Consider the following 18,270-nt stretch of genomic DNA (forward strand, 5'->3'; position numbering starts at 1 on the left):
TCGCGCGCTGCGCACACGGTTTTCCACAACATTGTCCCCATCGGGATTGGAAAACCCGTCACTTCGATGTGCTAGGGCGCGAACCGGGCAGGGGCAGCCGCAGCCAGACGGTGGTGCCGGCACCGGGCGCGCTGTCCGCGCCCAGGGTGCCGTTGTGTTTCTGGACCACCGCGCGCACGACGGAAAAGCCCAGGCCCATGCGCCGTGTGCCCGTGCCCTTGGTCTCGCCGGGCGCGGCTTCCGGCGCGGTGGGCGCGCGCCGGCCGCGCGGCGCGTGGAGGAGGGCGTCGAGCTGTCCGGGCGTCATGCCCGAGCCCTGGTCGCTGACGGAAATCCGCACGCTGGCCGCGTCCGCGCCGTCGGTGCCGGGTTCGATGGCCATGCCCAATTCCACGCGGCGACCGGAGGGGCTGTGGCGGATGGCGTTGTTCAGCAGGTTGACGATGGCGCGGGTCAGCAAGGCGCCGTCGGCGCGCAGGATCGTGTCGCCGGCGGCGTCGTCGATGCGCGCTTCGACGCGCACGCCATGGGACTGCGCGTAGTGCCACACCTGGTCTCTGGCGTCGAGCAGCACGGCGCCGACGTGCGTGTCCGCAAAGCGGTAGTCGTCCGATTCGGCGAGCGCGAAGTCCATGAAGCCCTCGGCCATCGCCAGGGTGCGCTCGGCTTCGCGGCCGATGGCCGAACGCATGTCGGCATCGGCCGTGGGGTGCATCGACAGGATGCTGAGGATCGTGACCTGCGGGCTGCGCAGGTCGTGCGACAGGAACTGGCGCCATTCGTCGCGCTGGCGCTGCGCTTCGCGCTCGGCCGTGAGCTCGGGCAGCATCACGACCCAGCCCCGGTCTTCGGGCGCGTTGCCGCTGAAGGCCGCGGCCTCCAGGCGGAACACGCGCGCGTCGGGGGTGGTGTATTCGCCCTGCAGCCGGTCGGTCCAGTGGGCGGCATCCGTGCGGGCCGGCGTGCCGTTGGCGGGCGGCACGGCCAGCGGCGCGATCAGCTCGGGCAGGCGCACGCCGCGCAGCGCGGGCGGTGCCATGCCATCGTCGTCGTGCGATGGCATGGCATCGCCGCCCAGCAGCCGGAAGGCCGCCGCGTTGCCCGACCCGATGCGCCCCTCTTCGTCGCAGATCAGCATGGCCACCGGCATCGCCTGCATGGCCTTGTCCATGAGCTGCTGCATGCGCCGCAGGCGTGCAATGGCGCGGTCGAGCGCCTGCTTGGGATGCTCCGCCGGATCGGCGGGCGCCGGCGAGCGGGCCGGCATGACTTCGAAGGTGCCGCCGGGGAGGGCGTCGAGCACCTGCGCGCGCTTGCGCAGGTAGACGAACTGCGATTCGAGACGGCGCCAGCTCCACAGCAGGTAGAGGATGGCCAGGCCGAGCATCGGCGCGACAGGCGGCAGCCAGTGGTGCCACACCAGCATGGCGACGCTGCTGATCAGCAGGCACGCGCTCGCGAGGCCGGCGGCGATCGGCAGCGCGTGCCGGCCCCGCCGGACCAGCAGCCACAGCGCGAGCCACAGCGGCACCACGGTCCAGGCCGCATGCCACAGCGGGGGCGACACGCTCACGTTGCGCCCGTGCATCAGGTTGTCGATGGCATTGGCATGCACCTCCACGCCGGGCAGCACGCCGCGGATGCCGGCGTTGGGCGTGAGCGTCTGGTCGCCGAGGCCGGGCGCGGTGGCGCCCACGAGCAGCAGCTTGTCGCGCAGCAGTTCGGCGGGCACTTCGCCGCGCAGCACGCTCACGTAGGGCACGGTGCGGTAGCTGCCGCGCGGGCCGGCGAACAGCAGGCGCAGGGGGCTCTGGCGCAGCCAGTCGACCGGCGTCGCTTCGGGGTCGACCACGGCCGGCGGGACGCGATGCGCCATCAGCGCGCCCACGTAGGGCTGCAGCTGGTTCGGATAGCCCTCGAGCAGGTACAGCGTGCGTGCCACGCCGTCGGTGTCGGGCGCGAGGCCGGCATGCCCGACGCCGCGGGCCTGGGCGGCAAAGTCCGGCAGCGGCGGCAGGAAGCCCGGCCATTCGTGGCTCGTGAAAGCCAGGGGGCTCGCATGCAGCAGCGGCAGGTACACGGGCAGCAGGCCCATGGCCCGCGCCAGGTGCGCGTCTTCGCGCGGGTCGGCGCTCGGCTCGGTCAGGAAGAGATCGAGCAGCACCGCGCGCGGCGCCGCCGGCGCGAGCCGTTCGAGCAGGCGCGCGTGGGTCGCGCGGCTCCAGGGCCAGCGCCCGAGTTCGCGCAGGCTGTGCTCGTCGATGGCGATGATCAGGATGTCGGCCGACGCCCGGTGCGAGGCCAGGATCAGCAGGCGGTCGTGGATGTACGCATCCATCTGCAGCAGGCCCGGGCGGTGCGCCAGGCCGAGCATGGCCAGCGGCAGCAGCAGCGCCATCAGCAGGCGTTCGACGACGAGGCGCATGCGCGTGGCCCCGCTTCAGCGCGCCGGAATGTCGAAGCTTCCGCCGAAACCGGTCGCTGCGGACGCAGCACCGTCGGGGGTGGCCTGGCGCGCGCGCCAGTGGTAGCGCCCGCCGAGCGCGAAGGGGCCGACCGTCATGCCGGTGGCATAGACCGCGGGCTCGTTCACCAGCAGCACGGCGAAGTCGGGGCTGCGCGCGAGTTCGAAGGTGTAGCGCTGGCCCGCGATGCCCGGCCAGCGGACCTCCACGCGCCCGTCGGGCAGTGCGGTCGACGTGCTCTGGCCGCTCGCGCCGCCTTCGACCGTGGGCAGGTAGACCGTGCCGTCGCCCGGCAGCCCTTCGAGCCGGGCGGCATCGAAGGCCGTGAGGCGCAGCTGGTACAGGCCCGATGGCAGTTCCGCCGGCACCGTGAAAGAAGGTCCCGGGCCGCGTTGTTCGTACACCGGCAGCAGGAAGCGCTCGTCGCGCGCCAGTTGCAGGCGGTAGGTTTGCGCGCCCGCAACGGGCGTGAAGCGGAACGTGCGATCGTTGCGCGCCGTCGTTTCGGGCACCAGCTGGGGCGCCGGCAGCAGCCCCTGCGCTTGCGACGGGCCGCTCTCCAGCAGCACCGCGCCGCGGCCTTCGCGCAGCACGAGCGGCGGTTCGGACTGTGCGGTGCGCTGCACCACCACTTCACCCGAAATCACTTCGCCGGTCAGCACGCCGTCTTCGTCGCGCACGCGAAAGTGCGTGCCGCGCACGCCCAGGCCCATCGACCGCGCGCGGATCTCGAACTGCTGGTTCGGCTGCTGCTTGTGCACCTGCGATTCGACGCGGCCTTCGATGAGCCGCAGCCGCACCGTATTGGCATCGATGGCCAGCACCTCCAGCGCGCTGCGCGAGGGCAGCACGACGCGGCTCCCACCGGCCACGCCCAAGGTCACGAAGGCATCGGTGCCGGTGATGAGCGTGTCGCCGGCCTGGATCGGCAGGCCGGGCGTGAGGACCTGTTCAGGCACACCCGCGCGCTTGCGCGAGGCCCGGCCTTCGACCGCAGTGACCACTGCCGCACCCTCGGGCACGAGCCGGCCGTCGGCAAAGTACAGCACCGTGCCCGGTTGCAACAGGCGCGGCTCGCCCACCTGGTTGCGTTGCTGCACTTCGGGCCAGCGCAGCGGCGTGTCCAGCTGCTGGCCCGAGATGCCCCACAGGGTTTCGCCCGGCTTCACCACGTGCGGCGACTGCGCGCCCGCCGCCGTGGCGACGAGCAGCGCGGCGCAGGCCAGGAGGCGGTGCGGGCGGAACGGGGTTGGGTGCGTCGTCGCCATCAGGAATCCGCCTGCGGTGCGTGTTGCGTGGCCTCGAGCCGGTAGCCGCGGCCGTACACCGTGCGCAGGCTCAGTCCGCTTTCGGCTTCGAGGCCGAGCTTGCTGCGCAGCCGGTAGATGTGGCTGTCCAGCGTGCGCGAAGGCAGCTCTTCGTTGCTGTAGCCGGCGCTTTCGAGCAGATGCGCGCGCGACACCGTGTCGCCCATGTGCTGGAACAGCGTCAGCGCGAGCTTGAACTCGCGGTCGGTGAGGGCGTGCCGCTGCGGCGCGGCGTCGTCGCCGGGGGCCGGGTGGATCAGGACGCTTTGCGACACCCGTTCGAACTCCCAGCGGCCGAAGCGCTCGCCGTCGGACGGTGCCAGCGGCACGCGCCGGGCCATCAGGCGCTGCACGCGGGCGCGCAGTTCGAGCGGTCGGAAGGGTTTGACGATGTAGTCGTCGGCGCCGAGGTTCAGCGCCTGCACCACGTCGTGCTCGGAAGCGCGCGAACTCAGCATGAGCACCGGCACCTTGTCGGTCTGCCACTTGCGCAGCCACTGCAGCAATTCGACGCCGGCCAAGCCGGGCACGTTCCAGTCGAGCACCAGCAGATCGAAGCTTTCGCGCCGCAGTGCCTGTTGCAAGGTCGACCCGTTCGAAAACGTGATGCAGGTCACATTCGTCTCGCCAATTGTTAACAGCTGCTCGAGTGTCCGCACGAGATGCGAGAGCTGGTTCGGGTCGTCTTCAAGGATGGCGATGCGCATGGACTCCAGGGGTGGCGGCGGCAATTTTGACAGTGAATCCACACCCGAAATCTGACGAATTCCGTAGCGTGAACGTTAGCAACATTGTTGGCGATGGTTATGAAGTAGTAAAGAAATTCACAAATGCAGCCTAAAGCTGGCCGCAAATCTGACCAAACCTCACGCCGGCCCTTCGACCCTCGAAGGCCGTCGACATCATCCGCCCCCTGTAGCGCCACCCGGCGCTCCGATCACTCCACATCTCCGGTCATCTCCGCTCGCCATGTCGCGATCCTGCGGAGTAAGGCCGGCTTGCATCCGAGGAACAGGGGAAATGAACAAGTCTTATCGATCCATCTGGAATGAGGCGCTGGGCGCTTGGGTTGCCGCGTCGGAAATTGCTTCGGCTCGAGGCAAGAAGAGCCGCAGCGCGCAGCGCCAACTCGCGGCGCTGGGTCTGGGCATGCTCCTGTTGGGCGGGCCGGCGCTCGCGCAGGTCGGGATCGGGACGCCGAACCCGGACCCCAGTGCCTGGCTGACGATCGGCGCGGAGCCGGGCCCGGGCGTACCGAACAAGGGCGTGCTGATGCCGCGCGTGGCATTGGCCGACGCATCGACCTGGGGCCTCGCCGCGCCCACGCCGGTGGAAGGCATGGTCGTCTTCAACACCACGGCAGGCACCTCGGCCAACGGCCTCGGCGTCGGGCTGATGACCTGGAAGAACGGTCGTTGGGTGAATGTCGACGAGACACCGTACCTGCATGTGAATTCGACGGCTGTCGGCAATTCGACCCAGGCCAACTCGGGCGCCATCGGCGTCAACAGCGTGGCGATCGGCCCCGATGCCAAGGCGCTCGCGAACGACACCGTGGCCATGGGCAACGGCGCCGAGGCGCACAAGCTCGGCGACATCGCCATCGGCCGCGCCGCCATTGCGAGCGGTGGCGACCGCCTGACCGGACCGACCGAGAACTGGAGTTCCGTGGCGGTGGGCACCTATGCCTCCGCGACCGAAGGCAACTCCGTGGCCCTGGGGGGCTCGGCCAAGGCCGAGGGACGCGGCACCGCGCTGGGTTCGCGCGCCGAAGCCGGCTACGACACCGTCGCGATCGGCACGTTCGCGGGCATGGGCCGCCCCGCCAAGACCGACCCGAACGATTTCAGCAACTCGCTCAACACCTTTGTCGGCAGCGGCTCGGGCGCGAGCGGCAATGGCGCGCGCAATTCCTACGTCGGCAACCAGGCGGGTTTTGCGGTGCAGGGCGACGAGAACGCCGGCATGGGCTACGGCGCGGGCGGGCTCTCGAGCGGCAACCGCAACGTCGCGGTGGGCCAGCGCGCCGGCCAGTTCGTGACGGGCGACCAGAACATCAACCAGGGCACGATGGCGGGCTTGCAGTCCAAGGGCAGCAACAACATCGCGCTCGGCACCCTGGCCAGCGCCAACCTGGCGCTGGCCGCGCAGGACCCGAACGCCCCGATCTCCCAGGCCGCTGTGCAGGCGGCGAGCCTGGCGGCGCAGACCGAGTACATGGGCTTTCTGGCCACGCGCGGCGTGACCGAGGCCGGCTTGGCCGACGGCACCTACACCCTGGACGCCAGCGGCAACGTCATCGAGGCCAGCAGCGGCAACGTGCTGGTCACCGCCGCCGAGCTGCAGACCTCGGTCACCCAGGCGTTCCAGCGCAACGGCGTGGCCGGCATCGACGCCAGCCGCACGACGGCCATCGGCCACCTGTCGCGCGCCACCGGCGACGACGCCGTGGCGCTGGGCTCGTCGGCGGTCGCCGGCGACAAGGCCACCGTGGCCATCGGCACGGCGAGCAAGGCTTTCGGTGTGTCCAGCGTGGCGGTGGGCGACAGCGCCTTTGCGAAGGGCGAAGCCTCCATTGCCATGGGCAAGGGTGCCCAGGCCAACGGCACGCAGTCGATCAGCATCGGCACCGGCAACGTCGTCAACGGCAACAACAGCGGCGCCATCGGCGACCCGAGCGTCATCGACGGTGCCAACAGCTACAGCGTGGGCAACAACAACACGCTGGGCGCAGCGGCGAGCAACACCTTCGTGCTGGGCAACAACGTCAACGTGAACGTGGCCAACGCGACGGCGCTGGGTGATTCGACCAGCGTGACCGTGGCCGACGGCGTGGCATTGGGCAGCAAGTCGGTGGCGAGCACGGACAAGGGTGTGGCAGGCTTCGACCCGGCGACGGGCAAGGCCTCGACGGACACCTCGGCCACGTGGAAGAGCACGCTGGGCGCGGTGAGCGTGGGCGGCAACGGCCAGACGCGGCAGATCACGAACGTGGCGGCGGGCACGCAAGCCACCGATGCGGTGAACGTCGCGCAGCTCAAGGCCGCGCAGACGCACTACTACAGCGTGAACGACAACGGCACGCAGGGCGGCAACTACGACAACAAGGGCGCCACGGGCCTCAACGCCATGGCCTCGGGTGTCGATGCCAAGGCCGGCGGGGACCATGCGACCGCCGTGGGTCATGGCGCGACGGCCGGCGGCCACTATGCGATCGCGCAGGGCTACCAGGCCAACGCGGCCGGCGCGAACGGCGTGGCGATCGGAACCCAGGCCTCTGCCGCCAAGGGCGGCACGGTGGCGATCGGCGCAAGCGCAGGCAAGGATTCGACCGTGCTGACGGGGACCTTCATCGGCTCCGGTGCCGGCAACAAGAGCACGGGCGCGGACATCACCGCCATCGGCAACAACGCAGGGCAGGCGGCGTCGGGCAACAGCAACACCTTCATCGGGGCAACGGCCGGCAGCTCGTCGGAGGGCGACCTGAACAGCTTCATCGGCGCGGGGGCGGGCATCTTCTCCAAGGGCACCGCCAACTCGGCCTTCGGCAACCTGGCGGGCGCAAACACCGAGGGCGACAGCAATGCCGCATGGGGCTTCGCCGCGGGCGCGTTCGTGAAGGGCGACGGCAACATCGGCATGGGCACTTCGGCGGGCGCCAGCGTCGTGGGTTCAGGCAATGCCGCGATCGGACAAGGGGCGGGGCTTGGCACCCAGGGTGATGCGAATCTCGCCATTGGCGCGGGGGCGGGCTCGATCGCCAAGGGCAACAGCAACGTGGCGCTGGGCCAGAACGCCGGTCTTGCCGCCGACGGCAACGAAAACATCGCGCTCGGCCAGACGGCAGGGGCCCTGGTGAGCGGCAACCGCAACCTGGCGATCGGCTCGGCCGCGGGCCTTGCCGGCGATGTGGCCGCCGGGAACATCACGCCGACGATGGCGAGCGACACGATCGCCCTGGGCACCCAGGCATTTGCCAATGCCGAGCGCGCGATCGCGATCGGCACGGGCGCCCAGGCGCTGGGCACGCAGTCGATCAGCATCGGCACCGGCAACGTCGTCAACGGCAACAACAGCGGCGCCATCGGCGACCCGACCGTGATCGACGGCGCCAACAGCTACAGCGTGGGCAACAACAACACGCTGGGCGCAGCGGCGAGCAACACCTTCGTGCTGGGCAACAACGTCAAGGTCAACGTGGCCAACGCCACGGCGCTGGGCGATTCGACCGGCGTGACCGTGGCCGACGGCGTGGCGCTGGGCAGCAAGTCGGTGGCGAGCACGGACAAGGGCGTGGCGGGCTTCGACCCGGCCACGGGCCTGGCCTCGACGGACACCTCGGCCACGTGGAAGAGCACGCTGGGTGCGGTGAGCGTGGGCGGCAATGGCCAGACGCGCCAGATCACGAACGTGGCAGCGGGCACGCAAGCCACCGATGCGGTGAACGTGGCGCAACTGAAGGCGGGGCAGACGCACTACTACAGCGTGAACGACAACGGCGTGCAGGGCGGCAACTACGCCAACGACGGCGCCACCGGCATCAACGCACTGGCGGCGGGCGTGGGCGCGCAGGCGAACGGCGAGCGCAGCGTGTCCATCGGCTATCTGGCCGGCGTGGGCGCCAGCGCCGGCCTGGCCGGCCAGAACAACGTGGGCATCGGCACCGAAGCGGGTGGCGGTGTCGTGGGGTCCAGCAACACCGCGGTGGGGTCCGCTGCGGGCAAGGACGTGGCGGGCAGCTCGAACGCTGCGTTCGGCATTGCGGCGGGGCAGAGTGTCCAGGGCGACTACAACCTGGCGATGGGTGCTTACAGCGGCATGGGGACCAAGGGCACCTACAACACTGCGGTTGGCGGCAGTGCGGGTCAGTCCGTGACCGGCAACGACAACATCGCCATGGGCGACTTGTCGGGGGCCTCCGTCGTCGGCGATGCGAACATCGGCATCGGTGCCCTGGCTGGTGCTGGAACAACAGGCAGCAGCAACATCGCCATCGGCAGCCTCGCAGGCATCGTCGACACCGCGACGTTTGCCGGCATCACTGCCAACAACACGGTGAGCATCGGCAACAGCGCCGTGGCGAGCAAGGACGACGGCGTTGCCGTCGGTCATGGCGCGCAGGCTGCCGCCGTCAACAGCGTGGCGCTGGGCGCGGATTCGAAGGCGACGCAGGACGCAGCCGCGCTGGCGCTCAAGAACGCCTATGTGCCGGCAGGCGCGACGACCGTGGCCGGCACCGCGCCGGTGGGCGAGGTGTCGGTGGGCAGCGCGGGCAAGGAGCGGCGCATCACCAACGTGGCAGCGGGCTCGGACGATACCGATGCTGTCAACGTGAGCCAGCTCAAGGGCGCGCAGACGCACTACTACAGCGTGAACGACAACGGCACGCAGGGCGGCAACTACGACAACAAGGGCGCGACCGGCATCAATGCGATCGCGTCAGGCGTGGATGCCGTGGCCGCGGGCGTGGGCACCGTGGCGGTCGGCAACTTGGCCGGCTCGGGCAGCACGGCGGCTGGCAACTCGCACAACACCTTCGTCGGGTACGCCGCGGGCCGGCAGGTTGCGGGAGCGGACAACACGGCCGTCGGCAACAGCGCCGGTGTGTCGGTGACGGGCGGGAACAACACCGCGCTCGGGTTGAGCGCGGGCGCCCGCGTCACCGGGGACTCCAACATCGGCATCGGCGTGAACGGCGGGGCGGTCACGACCGGTTTCTCCAACGTGGGCATCGGAAGTTCCGCGGGGCAGGGCACCAACGGCGCCTTCAACGTGGCGCTGGGCGGTCTTTCCGGCGGCGGGGTCCAGGGCAGCGCCAACGTCGCGATCGGCTTGAACGCGGGCGAGAACATCAGCGCCAGCAACACCGTTGCCATCGGCACCCGTGCCAAGGCCACGGGCGACAGCGGCGTCAGCATCGGCACCGATGCCAGTGCCACCTACGCGAACGCGGTGGCGCTCGGTGCCAACAGCACCACGGCCTCGGACCTGGCGACCTTGAACGCGAACACGGCCTACGTGCCGCCGGGCGCAACCTCGGTCGCCGGTGCGGTGCCGGTGGGCGAAGTGTCGGTGGGCGGCGTGGGCACCGAGCGGCGCATCACCAATGTGGCGGCCGGCGCGGTCGATACAGATGCGGTGAACGTGAGCCAGCTCAAGGCCGTCGATGCGACCGCCAACGCGGGATGGAATGTCGCGGCCAACGGTGAAGCCACAGGCGGCAATGTCGCACCGGGCGCCAAGGTCGACTTCAGCAACTCCGACAGCAACATCGCGATCACGCGCACCGGTACGAACCTCGACTTCAAGCTGGCTGACGATGTGAAGATCAACAACAGCGTGACCGTGGGCCAGAGCGTGCTGAACACCACGGGGCTGACGGTGAACGATGGAACGACCACCACGGCCGTTGCGGCCAGCGGCGTGACCAGCGGAACGGTCAACCTGAGTGGCGTGACGAACGACATCCAAGGGCTGAGCAACAAGACGCTGACCGATCCGAGCTTTGCGACGGTGGGCCGTGCGGCCACTGAAGAGCAGCTCAAGATCGTCAATGACACGGCCAGCGCAGGTTGGAACGTGGCAGCGAACGGCGAGGCCACGGGCGGCAATGTCGCGCCGGGCGGCAAGGTGGACTTCAGCAACTCCGACAGCAACGTCACGATCACCCGCAGCGGTACGAACCTTGACTTCAAGCTCGCTGACGACGTGAAGGTCAACAACAGCGTGACCGTGGGGCAGAGCGTGCTCAACACCACGGGCCTGACGGTGAACAACGGAACGACCACCACCGCAGTCGCGGCAGGTGGCGTGACCAGTGGCTCGGTCAACCTGAGTGGCGTGACCAACGACATCCAAGGTCTGAGCAACAAGACGTTGACTGATCCAAGCTTCGCGACTGTGGGCCGTGGGGCTACGGAAGAACAGCTCAAGATCGTCAATGACACGGCCAGCGCAGGCTGGAACGTGGCAGCGAACGGCGAAGCCACGGGTGGCAACGTCGCACCCGGCGGCAAGGTCGACTTCAGCAATTCCGACAGCAACGTCACGATCACCCGCAGCGGTACGAACCTCGACTTCAAGCTGGCGGATGACGTGAAGGTCAACAACAGCGTGACCGTGGGCCAGAGCGTGCTGAACACCACCGGTCTGACGGTCAACAACGGAACGACCACCACCGCGGTCGCGGCAGGCGGCGTGACCAGTGGCTCGGTCAACCTGAGCGGTGTCAGCAACGACATCCAAGGCCTGAGCAACAAGACGCTGACCGACCCGAGTTTTGCGACCGTGGGCCGTGGGGCCACGGAAGAGCAGCTCAAGATCGTCAACGACACGGCCAGCGCAGGCTGGAACGTGGCGGCGAACGGCGAAGCCACGGGAGGCAACGTCGCACCGGGCGGCAAGGTCGACTTCAGCAATTCGGACAGCAACGTCACGATCACGCGAAGCGGTACGAACCTCGACTTCAAACTGGCCGACGACGTCAAGGTCAACAACAGCGTGACCGTGGGCCAGAGCGTGCTCAACACGACGGGCCTGACGGTGAACGACGGCGCAGGCAACGTCACGACGACGTCGGCGACGGGCACTACCGTGACCAACGGCGCGACCACGACGGCGATGGCTGCCGGCGGCGTGACCAGTGGAGCGGTCAACCTGAGTGGCGTGACGAACGACATCCAGGGCTTGAGCAACAAGACGTTGACCGACCCGAGCTTCGCGACGGTGGGCCGCGCAGCGACTGAAGAGCAGCTCAAAATCGTCAACGACACGGCCAGCGCAGGCTGGAACGTGGCAGCGAACGGTGAGGCCACGGGCGGCAATGTGGCGCCTGGCGGCAAGGTCGACTTCAGCAACTCCGACAGCAACATCGCGATCACCCGCACGGGCACGAATCTCGACTTCAAGCTGGCGGACGACGTCAAGGTCAACAACAGCGTGACCGTGGGCCAGAGCGTGCTGAACACCACGGGCCTGACGGTGAACAACGGCACCACGACCACCGCGGTGGGCGCAGGCGGCGTGACCAGCGGCAGCGTGAATCTCAGCGGTGTCACCAACGACATCCAGGGGCTCAGCAACACGACGTTGACCGACCCGAGCTTTGCAACCGTGGGGCGTGCGGCCACTGAAGAGCAACTGAAGAAGGTCAACGACACCGCCGGCGCAGGCTGGAATGTCGCGGCCAACGGCGAGGCCACGGGCGGCAACGTCGCGCCGGGCGGCAAGGTCGACTTCAGCAATTCGGACAGCAACATCGCCATCACGCGAAGCGGTACGAACCTGGACTTCAAGCTGGCCGATGACGTCAAGGTCAACAACAGCGTGACCGTAGGCCAGAGCGTGCTCAACACCACGGGCCTGACAGTCAACAACGGCACCACGACCACCGCGGTGGCCGCAGGCGGCGTGACCAGCGGCAGCGTGAACCTCAGCGGTGTCACCAACGACATCAAGGGTCTCAGCAACACGACGCTGACCGATCCGAGCTTCGCGACGGCGGGACGTGCAGCGACCGAAGAGCAACTGAAGAAGGTCAACGACACCGCCAGCGCAGGCTGGAATGTCGCGGCCAACGGCGAAGCCACGGGCGGCAACGTCGCGCCTGGCGGCAAGGTCGACTTCAGCAATTCGGACAGCAACATCGCGATCACCCGCAGCGGTACGAACCTCGACTTCAAGCTGGCTGACGATGTGAAGGTCAACAACAGCGTGACGGTGGGACAGAGCGTGCTCAACACCACGGGTCTGACGGTCAACAACGGCACGACGACCACGGCCGTTGCGGCCGGCGGCGTGACCAGTGGAACCGTCAACCTGAGCGGTGTGACCAACGACATCCAGGGCCTGAGCAACAAGACGCTGACCGATCCGAGCTTCGCGACGGTGGGCCGTGGGGCCACGGAAGAGCAGCTCAAGATCGTCAATGACACGGCCAGCGCAGGTTGGAATGTCGCAGCCAACGGCGAAGCCACGGGCGGCAACGTCGCACCGGGCGGCAAGGTGGACTTCAGCAATTCGGACAGCAACATCGCCATCACGCGCACCGGCACGAACCTGGACTTCAAGTTGGCGGATGACGTCAAGGTCAGCAACAGCGTCACGGTGGGCCAGAGCGTGCTCAACACCACGGGCCTGACCGTGAACGACGGCACGACCACCACGGCCGTCGCGGCGGGTGGCGTCACCAGCGGCACCGTCAAGCTCAGCGGCGTCAGCAATGACATCCAGGGCCTGAGCAACAAGACGCTGACCGATCCGAGCTTTGCGACGGTGGGTCGTGGGGCTACGGAAGAGCAGCTCAAGATCGTCAATGACACGGCCAGCGCAGGCTGGAATGTCGCAGCCAATGGCGAAGCCACCGGCGGCAATGTCGCTCCAGGCGGCAAGGTCGACTTCAGCAACTCGGACAGCAACATCGCGATCACGCGCACCGGCACGAACCTCGACTTCAAGCTCGCTGACGACGTCAAGGTCAACAACAGCGTGACAGTCGGCCAGAGCGTGCTCAACACCACCGGCCTGACGGTCAACAACGGCACGACCACCACCGCAGTCGCCGCCGGCGGCGTGACCAGCGGCACCGTCAAGCTCAGCGGCGTCAGCAACGACATCCAGGGCCTGAGCAACAAGACACTGACCGACCCGAGCTTCGCGACCGTGGGCCGCGCGGCCACCGAAGAGCAGCTCAAGCTGGTCGACGCCACGGCCAGCAAGGGCTGGAACCTGAGCGCGAACGGCGAGGCGACGCCGCAGAACATCGCACCTGGCGGCACGGCCAACTTCGCCAACGGCGACAACATGGTGGTCACGCGCAACGGCAACACGCTGACCGTGGCCACGGCCAAGGACGTGAAGTTCGACAGCGTGACCACCGGCGACACGGTGATGAACAACGCCGGCGTGACCGTCGGCCCGAACGTCACCCTCGGTGCCACCGGCCTGACCATCGTCGGCGGTCCGAGCGTGACCACGGCGGGCGTCGACGCGGGCGGCAAGGTGATCACCAACGTGGCGCCGGGCGTGGCCGGCACCGACGCGGTGAATGTCAGCCAGCTCAAGGACACGGTCGCCGAGAGCAAGACGAAGTACTACAGCGTGAACTCGACCGGCGGCGGCAACGAGAACAACGACGGTGCCACGGGCGCCGACGCGATCGCCGCGGGCAAGGACGCGCAGGCGACGGCCGTCAATGCGGTGGCCATGGGCACGGCGGCGCAGGCCGCGGGCATCAGCGCCACGTCGATCGGCAATGCCGCCTGGGCGATGGGCGACCGCAGCACGGCGGTGGGCTACTTCTCGACCGCGGACGGCATCGACAGCGCGGCCTTCGGCGCCTGGGCGCGGGCTGCAGGCAACGGCAGCGTGGCCGCGGGCGCGGCCTCGAACGCCTCGGGCGTGGCAAGCGTCGCATTGGGCGCGCTGAGCGCCGCGGCCGGCGACGTCAGCGTGGCCGTGGGCGCAGGCAGCACGGCGACCGTGGCCGGTGGCGCGGCCCTGGGCGCAGGCTCGGTGGCCGACCGCGCGGCCGGCGTGAAGGGCTATGTGCCGCCGGAGGCAACCGCCGCGCAGGCGGATGCCATCGCCGCCACCACCAGCACCACGGGTGCGGTGGGCGTGGGCGACGCGGCCCACGGCGTGTTCCGCCAGATCACCGGCGTGGCCGCCGGCTCCGCACCGAGCGACGCCGTGAACGTGGCGCAGCTGCAGGCGGTGGCCAGCCAGGCCGCGGCGGCGGGCAGCAAGTGGATCACCGGGTCGCCGACGACCTACGTGGCGCCCACGTCCACGGGCACCGACAGCACGGCGGTGGGCTCGGGCGCGGCCGTCAAGGCCGACCGGGGCGTGGCGATCGGCACCGGCGCCGTGGTCACGACGAAGAACAGCGTCGCGCTGGGCAACGACGCGACCACGGCGGAGGCCAAGCCCACTGAGAGCGTCACGCTCCAGGGCACGACCTACCAGTTCGCAGGCACCAAGCCGGTGGGCGTGGTCAGCGTCGGTTCGAAGGATGCCGAGCGCCAGCTCACCAACGTCGCGGCCGGCGAGATCAGCGCCACCAGCACCGACGCGGTGAACGGCAGCCAGCTGTACGCGACGAACCAGGCGATCAACAACATGACCACCGGTGGTGGCGGCATCAAGTACTTCCACGCCAACTCGAAGGCGGCCGACTCGAACGCCGCCGGCGCCGAGAGCGTGGCCATCGGGCCGAACGCGGTCGCGCTGGGCAACAACGCCATCGCCACCGGCAACAACGCGCAGGCCAAGGCGGCCGGCAGCATCGCGCTGGGTGCCAACAGCACGGCCAGCACGGCCAACAGCGTGGCGCTGGGCGACGGCGCGGTGGCCAATCGCGCCGGCATGAACGGGCAGCGCGAGATGTTCTCGAACACCGTGGTGCAGTCGGCGCAGGGCGCGGTGTCGGTCGGCTCGACCGGCAACGAACGCCAGATCACCAACGTGGCCGGCGGCACGCAGGCCACCGACGCGGTGAACGTGCGCCAGCTGCAGGCCGTGCAGCAAAGCGCGGTGCGCTACGACACGAACGTGGACGGCAGCGTCAACTACAACAGCGTGACCATGGGCAACGGGGCCTCCACCGGCCCGGTCACGGTGCAGAACGTGGCGCCGGGCGTGGCGCCCACCGACGCGGTCAACGTGCAGCAGCTGAACCAGGCCGGCGCCGCCGGCATGGCCTACACCGACGCGCGCACCAACGCGCTGGGCAACGAGCTGCGCAACACCGCCAAGAACGCGTATGCCGGCGTGGCCGCCGCCATGGCCGTGCAGATGCCGGGCACCTCGGTGCCGGGCAAGACGGTGATGCGCGTGGGCTACGGCACGTTCAAGGGCGAGAGCGCGGTGGGCATCAGCTTCCGCCGCACGGCCGAGAACAACGGCTGGAGCGTGACCGGCGGCGTGGGCATGAGCCGCGCCGGCGCCGCGGCCACGGTCGGCGCCGAGTGGGTCTTCAATTGAAGCGGGAGAGAAAAAGAATGAAGCAGATGAACCGAACCCTGTCCGCCGTCGCACTGGCGGCCTTGCTCGCGGCCCTGCAGGGCTGCGCCTCGCCCGGCGCCGCCATCGACAAGGACGCGCAGGCGCGCGCCGCGGCCGAGAAGCCCGCGGCGCCCAGGCCCGAGGAGTTTCCGGCGCTGGACAGCGCCAAGTGGAAGCAGGGCGCCTTCCCGGGCACCGAGAAGTTCCAGCGCGTGCGCCCCGGCATGGGCAAGGACCAGCTGCGCGAGCTGCTGGGCTGGCCGCACTTCAGCGAAGGCCTGTGGGGCGTGCGCGAGTGGAACTACATCTTCCACTTCTACACGGGCAAGGGCAGCGAGCACGTCACCTGCCAGTACATGGTGCGTTTCAACGGCAGCGAGCTGATGACCGGTGGCTGGTGGAAGAACCCCGACTGCGCCTTGCTCGCGCAGCCGCCGGCGGCCACGCCGATCCCGGCCAGCACCAAGCTGGCGCCGCCGCAGAAGGTCACGCTCAATGCAGACGGCCTGTTCCGCTTCGACGGCGCCTCGCTCACCGACCTGCAGCCCGCGGGCCGCGCGCGGCTGGAGCACCTGGCGGTCGAGCTGCGCAACAACTTCCGCTCGCTGCACTACATCGTGGTGACCGGCCACACCGACCGGCTGGGCGGAGACGCCTACAACGAGGCGCTGTCACTGGAGCGCGCCAACACCGTGCGCGACCTGCTGGTGCAGCAGGGCCTGGACCGCAAGCTGATCCGCACCGCGGGCATGGGCAAGCGCCAGCCGGTGGTGTCCGACTGCGAAGGCAGCCGCAGCACGCCGGCGCTGCTGCAGTGCCTGCAGCCCAACCGGCGCGTTGAGCTCGACATCGCAGGGGAGCAGTGACGATGAACGCGCCTGCTCCCTCGGGCTACCGGATCGCGCTGGTCGATTCCGACGCCTTGCAGCGCGCCTGTACCGGCAACTCGCTGACGGCGCTGGGGGCCGACTTCATTCCCTTCGTGCGCATCGCCGACTTGATCCAGGCGCTGGAGGTGGGCCAGCGCTTCGACGGGGTGATCGTGGGGCTGCACGCCGACGCGCAGAAGACGGTGGCGCGCGTGCCCGCCATGCACCAGGCGGCCGACTGGATGCTGCCGCTGCTGTACCTCACGCACCGCTCGGAGCTGGAGAGCGTGGAGTCGGTGCCGGTCGCGGTGCGCGCGCAGCGTTCTTTCGAACTGCTGCTGACGCCCGTGTCGAACGAAGACCTGGGCGCCTGGCTGGCGTCGCTGGATGGCCGGCTGAAGCCGGCGCGGCTGATTCGCGTGGGGGCGGACGCCTGACGCGCGCCCGGGGCCCGGCCCGCTGCGGGGCCGGGCCTGTCAGCAATTCACGGCAAGGGCGGCATGGCGTGGCCGGCCTCTTCGCGTGAACTCCCTCTCCTTGACGGGTTCGCGCCCGGGCAACACCGACACCAGCCGGTAGCCCTGCTTGTAGACCGCGCGCAGCTCGTAGCCGTTCGCGGCGCACAGGTCCAGGCGCTTGCGGATGTTGGCCGCGCACACGTCGAGCACGCGCGTGCCTTCATACGGCGTGGTCTTGTCCCAGATCGATTGCCACAGCCACTCGCGCGTGATCACCTGCCCGGCATTGCGGAACAGCGTGACGGCGAAGGCGTACTGGCGCGGCTGCAGGCGGATGCGCCGCTCGTGCAGCAGCACCGTGTGGGCCATGTCGAGAAAGCGGTAGGGGCCCCAGCTCGCCGCGCCGAGGCTGGCGGTCTGCGTGGCCTGCCGGGCGCGCAGCAGCAGGGTGCGCATGCGCCAGGCCAGTTCGTTGATGGCGTCGTCGATGCCGGCGCCGTGCAGCTCGATGAAGTCGTCCCAGCCCGGCGCGTCGCGCCAGGGCATGAGCTGCTCCCAGCGCCTGTCGCGCACGATGAGCAGCGTCGGGATGTTCAGCGCCCGGCAGGCGGCGAAGAGGCTGCGCGAAGCCAGCTCGTTCTCGACCACCAGGAGCAGCAGGTCGATCGGCTGGCCGCTGTCCAGCAACGCAAAGAAGTCGCCCGCACTCGAGAACCGCAGGGTGTCGTAGCCCAGGCGGGGCAGGCTGTGCAGCAGCTGCGGTCCGGTGGTGCCTTGCGGGTCGAGCAGGGCCACGCGCGTGGTCACCGGCATGGCTCAGGACGCCTTCTTGCCGTCCCGGACCGCCAGCACCACGATGCCCACGGCGCACGCCGCGAACAGCACGCCCGTCGGCACGGCGCCCAGGGTGCCCATCAGCCAGCCGTACAGGTCGGTCAGCATGGCGATGAGCCGGTTGCCGCGGGTCTGGCGGCTCAGGTCGTTGGCGATGAATGCGTTGAACGACAGCACTGAGAAAACCAGCGCCACAAAGCCAGCCACGATCCACTTCACGATGTTTTGCTCCCTTGGGTCCCCGGCGCGGCGCAGGCTGGCCGCCCGGGTCGTTCGATGCTAGCGGGGGCTTCGGGGTGGGAGTCTGATGAATTCTTTCAGCGCCGTCCGGGGC

Annotated in this window: 8 protein-coding genes; 3 read left to right on the forward strand and 5 right to left on the reverse strand. The window is 69.3% G+C overall.

The annotated features are described in order from the left end of the window. Positions 1–58 precede the first annotated feature (58 nt). Genes AC07YS_RS18590 through AC07YS_RS18600 form a run of 3 tightly spaced genes read right to left on the reverse strand, consistent with a single transcriptional unit; the run spans position 59 to position 4,479 of the window. Entirely contained in the window at positions 59–2,425 is a 2,367-nt protein-coding gene (locus AC07YS_RS18590; protein ID WP_495268768.1) for a CHASE2 domain-containing protein, read from the reverse strand. Between the two features lie 15 nt (positions 2,426–2,440). Then, complete coding sequence (locus tag AC07YS_RS18595; protein WP_495268767.1) at positions 2,441–3,733, reverse strand: FecR family protein; 1,293 nt, start codon at positions 3,731–3,733, stop codon at positions 2,441–2,443. Beyond that, entirely contained in the window at positions 3,733–4,479 is a 747-nt protein-coding gene (locus AC07YS_RS18600; protein ID WP_062474555.1) for a response regulator transcription factor, read from the reverse strand. Before AC07YS_RS18600 ends, AC07YS_RS18595 begins: the two co-directional genes overlap by 1 nt. A gap of 313 nt (positions 4,480–4,792) precedes the next feature. On the opposite strand from AC07YS_RS18600, the gene AC07YS_RS18605 reads away from it, so the two are divergent. The 3 genes from AC07YS_RS18605 to AC07YS_RS18615 are packed head-to-tail and all read left to right on the forward strand — an operon-like array spanning position 4,793 to position 17,081. Continuing rightward, on the forward strand, positions 4,793–15,754 hold the full coding sequence (locus tag AC07YS_RS18605; protein WP_495268766.1) for an ESPR-type extended signal peptide-containing protein: 10,962 nt from the start codon (positions 4,793–4,795) through the stop codon (positions 15,752–15,754). Positions 15,755–15,780: 26 nt separating this feature from the next. Beyond that, complete coding sequence (locus AC07YS_RS18610; RefSeq protein WP_139701725.1) at positions 15,781–16,641, forward strand: OmpA family protein; 861 nt, start codon at positions 15,781–15,783, stop codon at positions 16,639–16,641. A 2-nt stretch (positions 16,642–16,643) separates the two neighbouring features. Continuing rightward, the gene (locus AC07YS_RS18615) at positions 16,644–17,081 is read left to right on the forward strand and encodes a hypothetical protein (protein WP_095744971.1); all 438 of its coding nucleotides are present in this window, start codon (positions 16,644–16,646) and stop codon (positions 17,079–17,081) included. Between the two features lie 39 nt (positions 17,082–17,120). Here the strand turns inward: AC07YS_RS18615 and AC07YS_RS18620 are convergent, their stop codons facing one another. Both AC07YS_RS18620 and AC07YS_RS18625 read right to left on the reverse strand, forming a co-directional pair. Continuing rightward, entirely contained in the window at positions 17,121–17,915 is a 795-nt protein-coding gene (locus AC07YS_RS18620; protein ID WP_495268765.1) for a winged helix-turn-helix domain-containing protein, read from the reverse strand. A 3-nt stretch (positions 17,916–17,918) separates the two neighbouring features. Continuing rightward, positions 17,919–18,155: a hypothetical protein gene (locus AC07YS_RS18625; protein WP_095744972.1), complete on the reverse strand. Its 237-nt coding sequence runs from the start codon at positions 18,153–18,155 to the stop codon at positions 17,919–17,921. Between the last annotated feature and the right edge of the window lie 115 nt (positions 18,156–18,270).

This window comes from Variovorax sp. GW458-11-26-14-LB1 (genome assembly GCF_059423965.1).

What these genes read in the sequence shown, in the direction of transcription:
- AC07YS_RS18615 (WP_095744971.1), top strand. Translation starts at nt 16,644, where the DNA reads ATGAACGCGCCTGCTCCCTCGGGCTACCGGATCGCGCTGGTCGATTCC.
- AC07YS_RS18600 (WP_062474555.1), bottom strand. Translation starts at nt 4,479, where the DNA reads ATGCGCATCGCCATCCTTGAAGACGACCCGAACCAGCTCTCGCATCTC.
- AC07YS_RS18605 (WP_495268766.1), top strand. Translation starts at nt 4,793, where the DNA reads ATGAACAAGTCTTATCGATCCATCTGGAATGAGGCGCTGGGCGCTTGG.
- AC07YS_RS18590 (WP_495268768.1), bottom strand. Translation starts at nt 2,425, where the DNA reads ATGCGCCTCGTCGTCGAACGCCTGCTGATGGCGCTGCTGCTGCCGCTG.
- AC07YS_RS18610 (WP_139701725.1), top strand. Translation starts at nt 15,781, where the DNA reads ATGAACCGAACCCTGTCCGCCGTCGCACTGGCGGCCTTGCTCGCGGCC.
- AC07YS_RS18620 (WP_495268765.1), bottom strand. Translation starts at nt 17,915, where the DNA reads ATGCCGGTGACCACGCGCGTGGCCCTGCTCGACCCGCAAGGCACCACC.
- AC07YS_RS18595 (WP_495268767.1), bottom strand. Translation starts at nt 3,733, where the DNA reads ATGGCGACGACGCACCCAACCCCGTTCCGCCCGCACCGCCTCCTGGCC.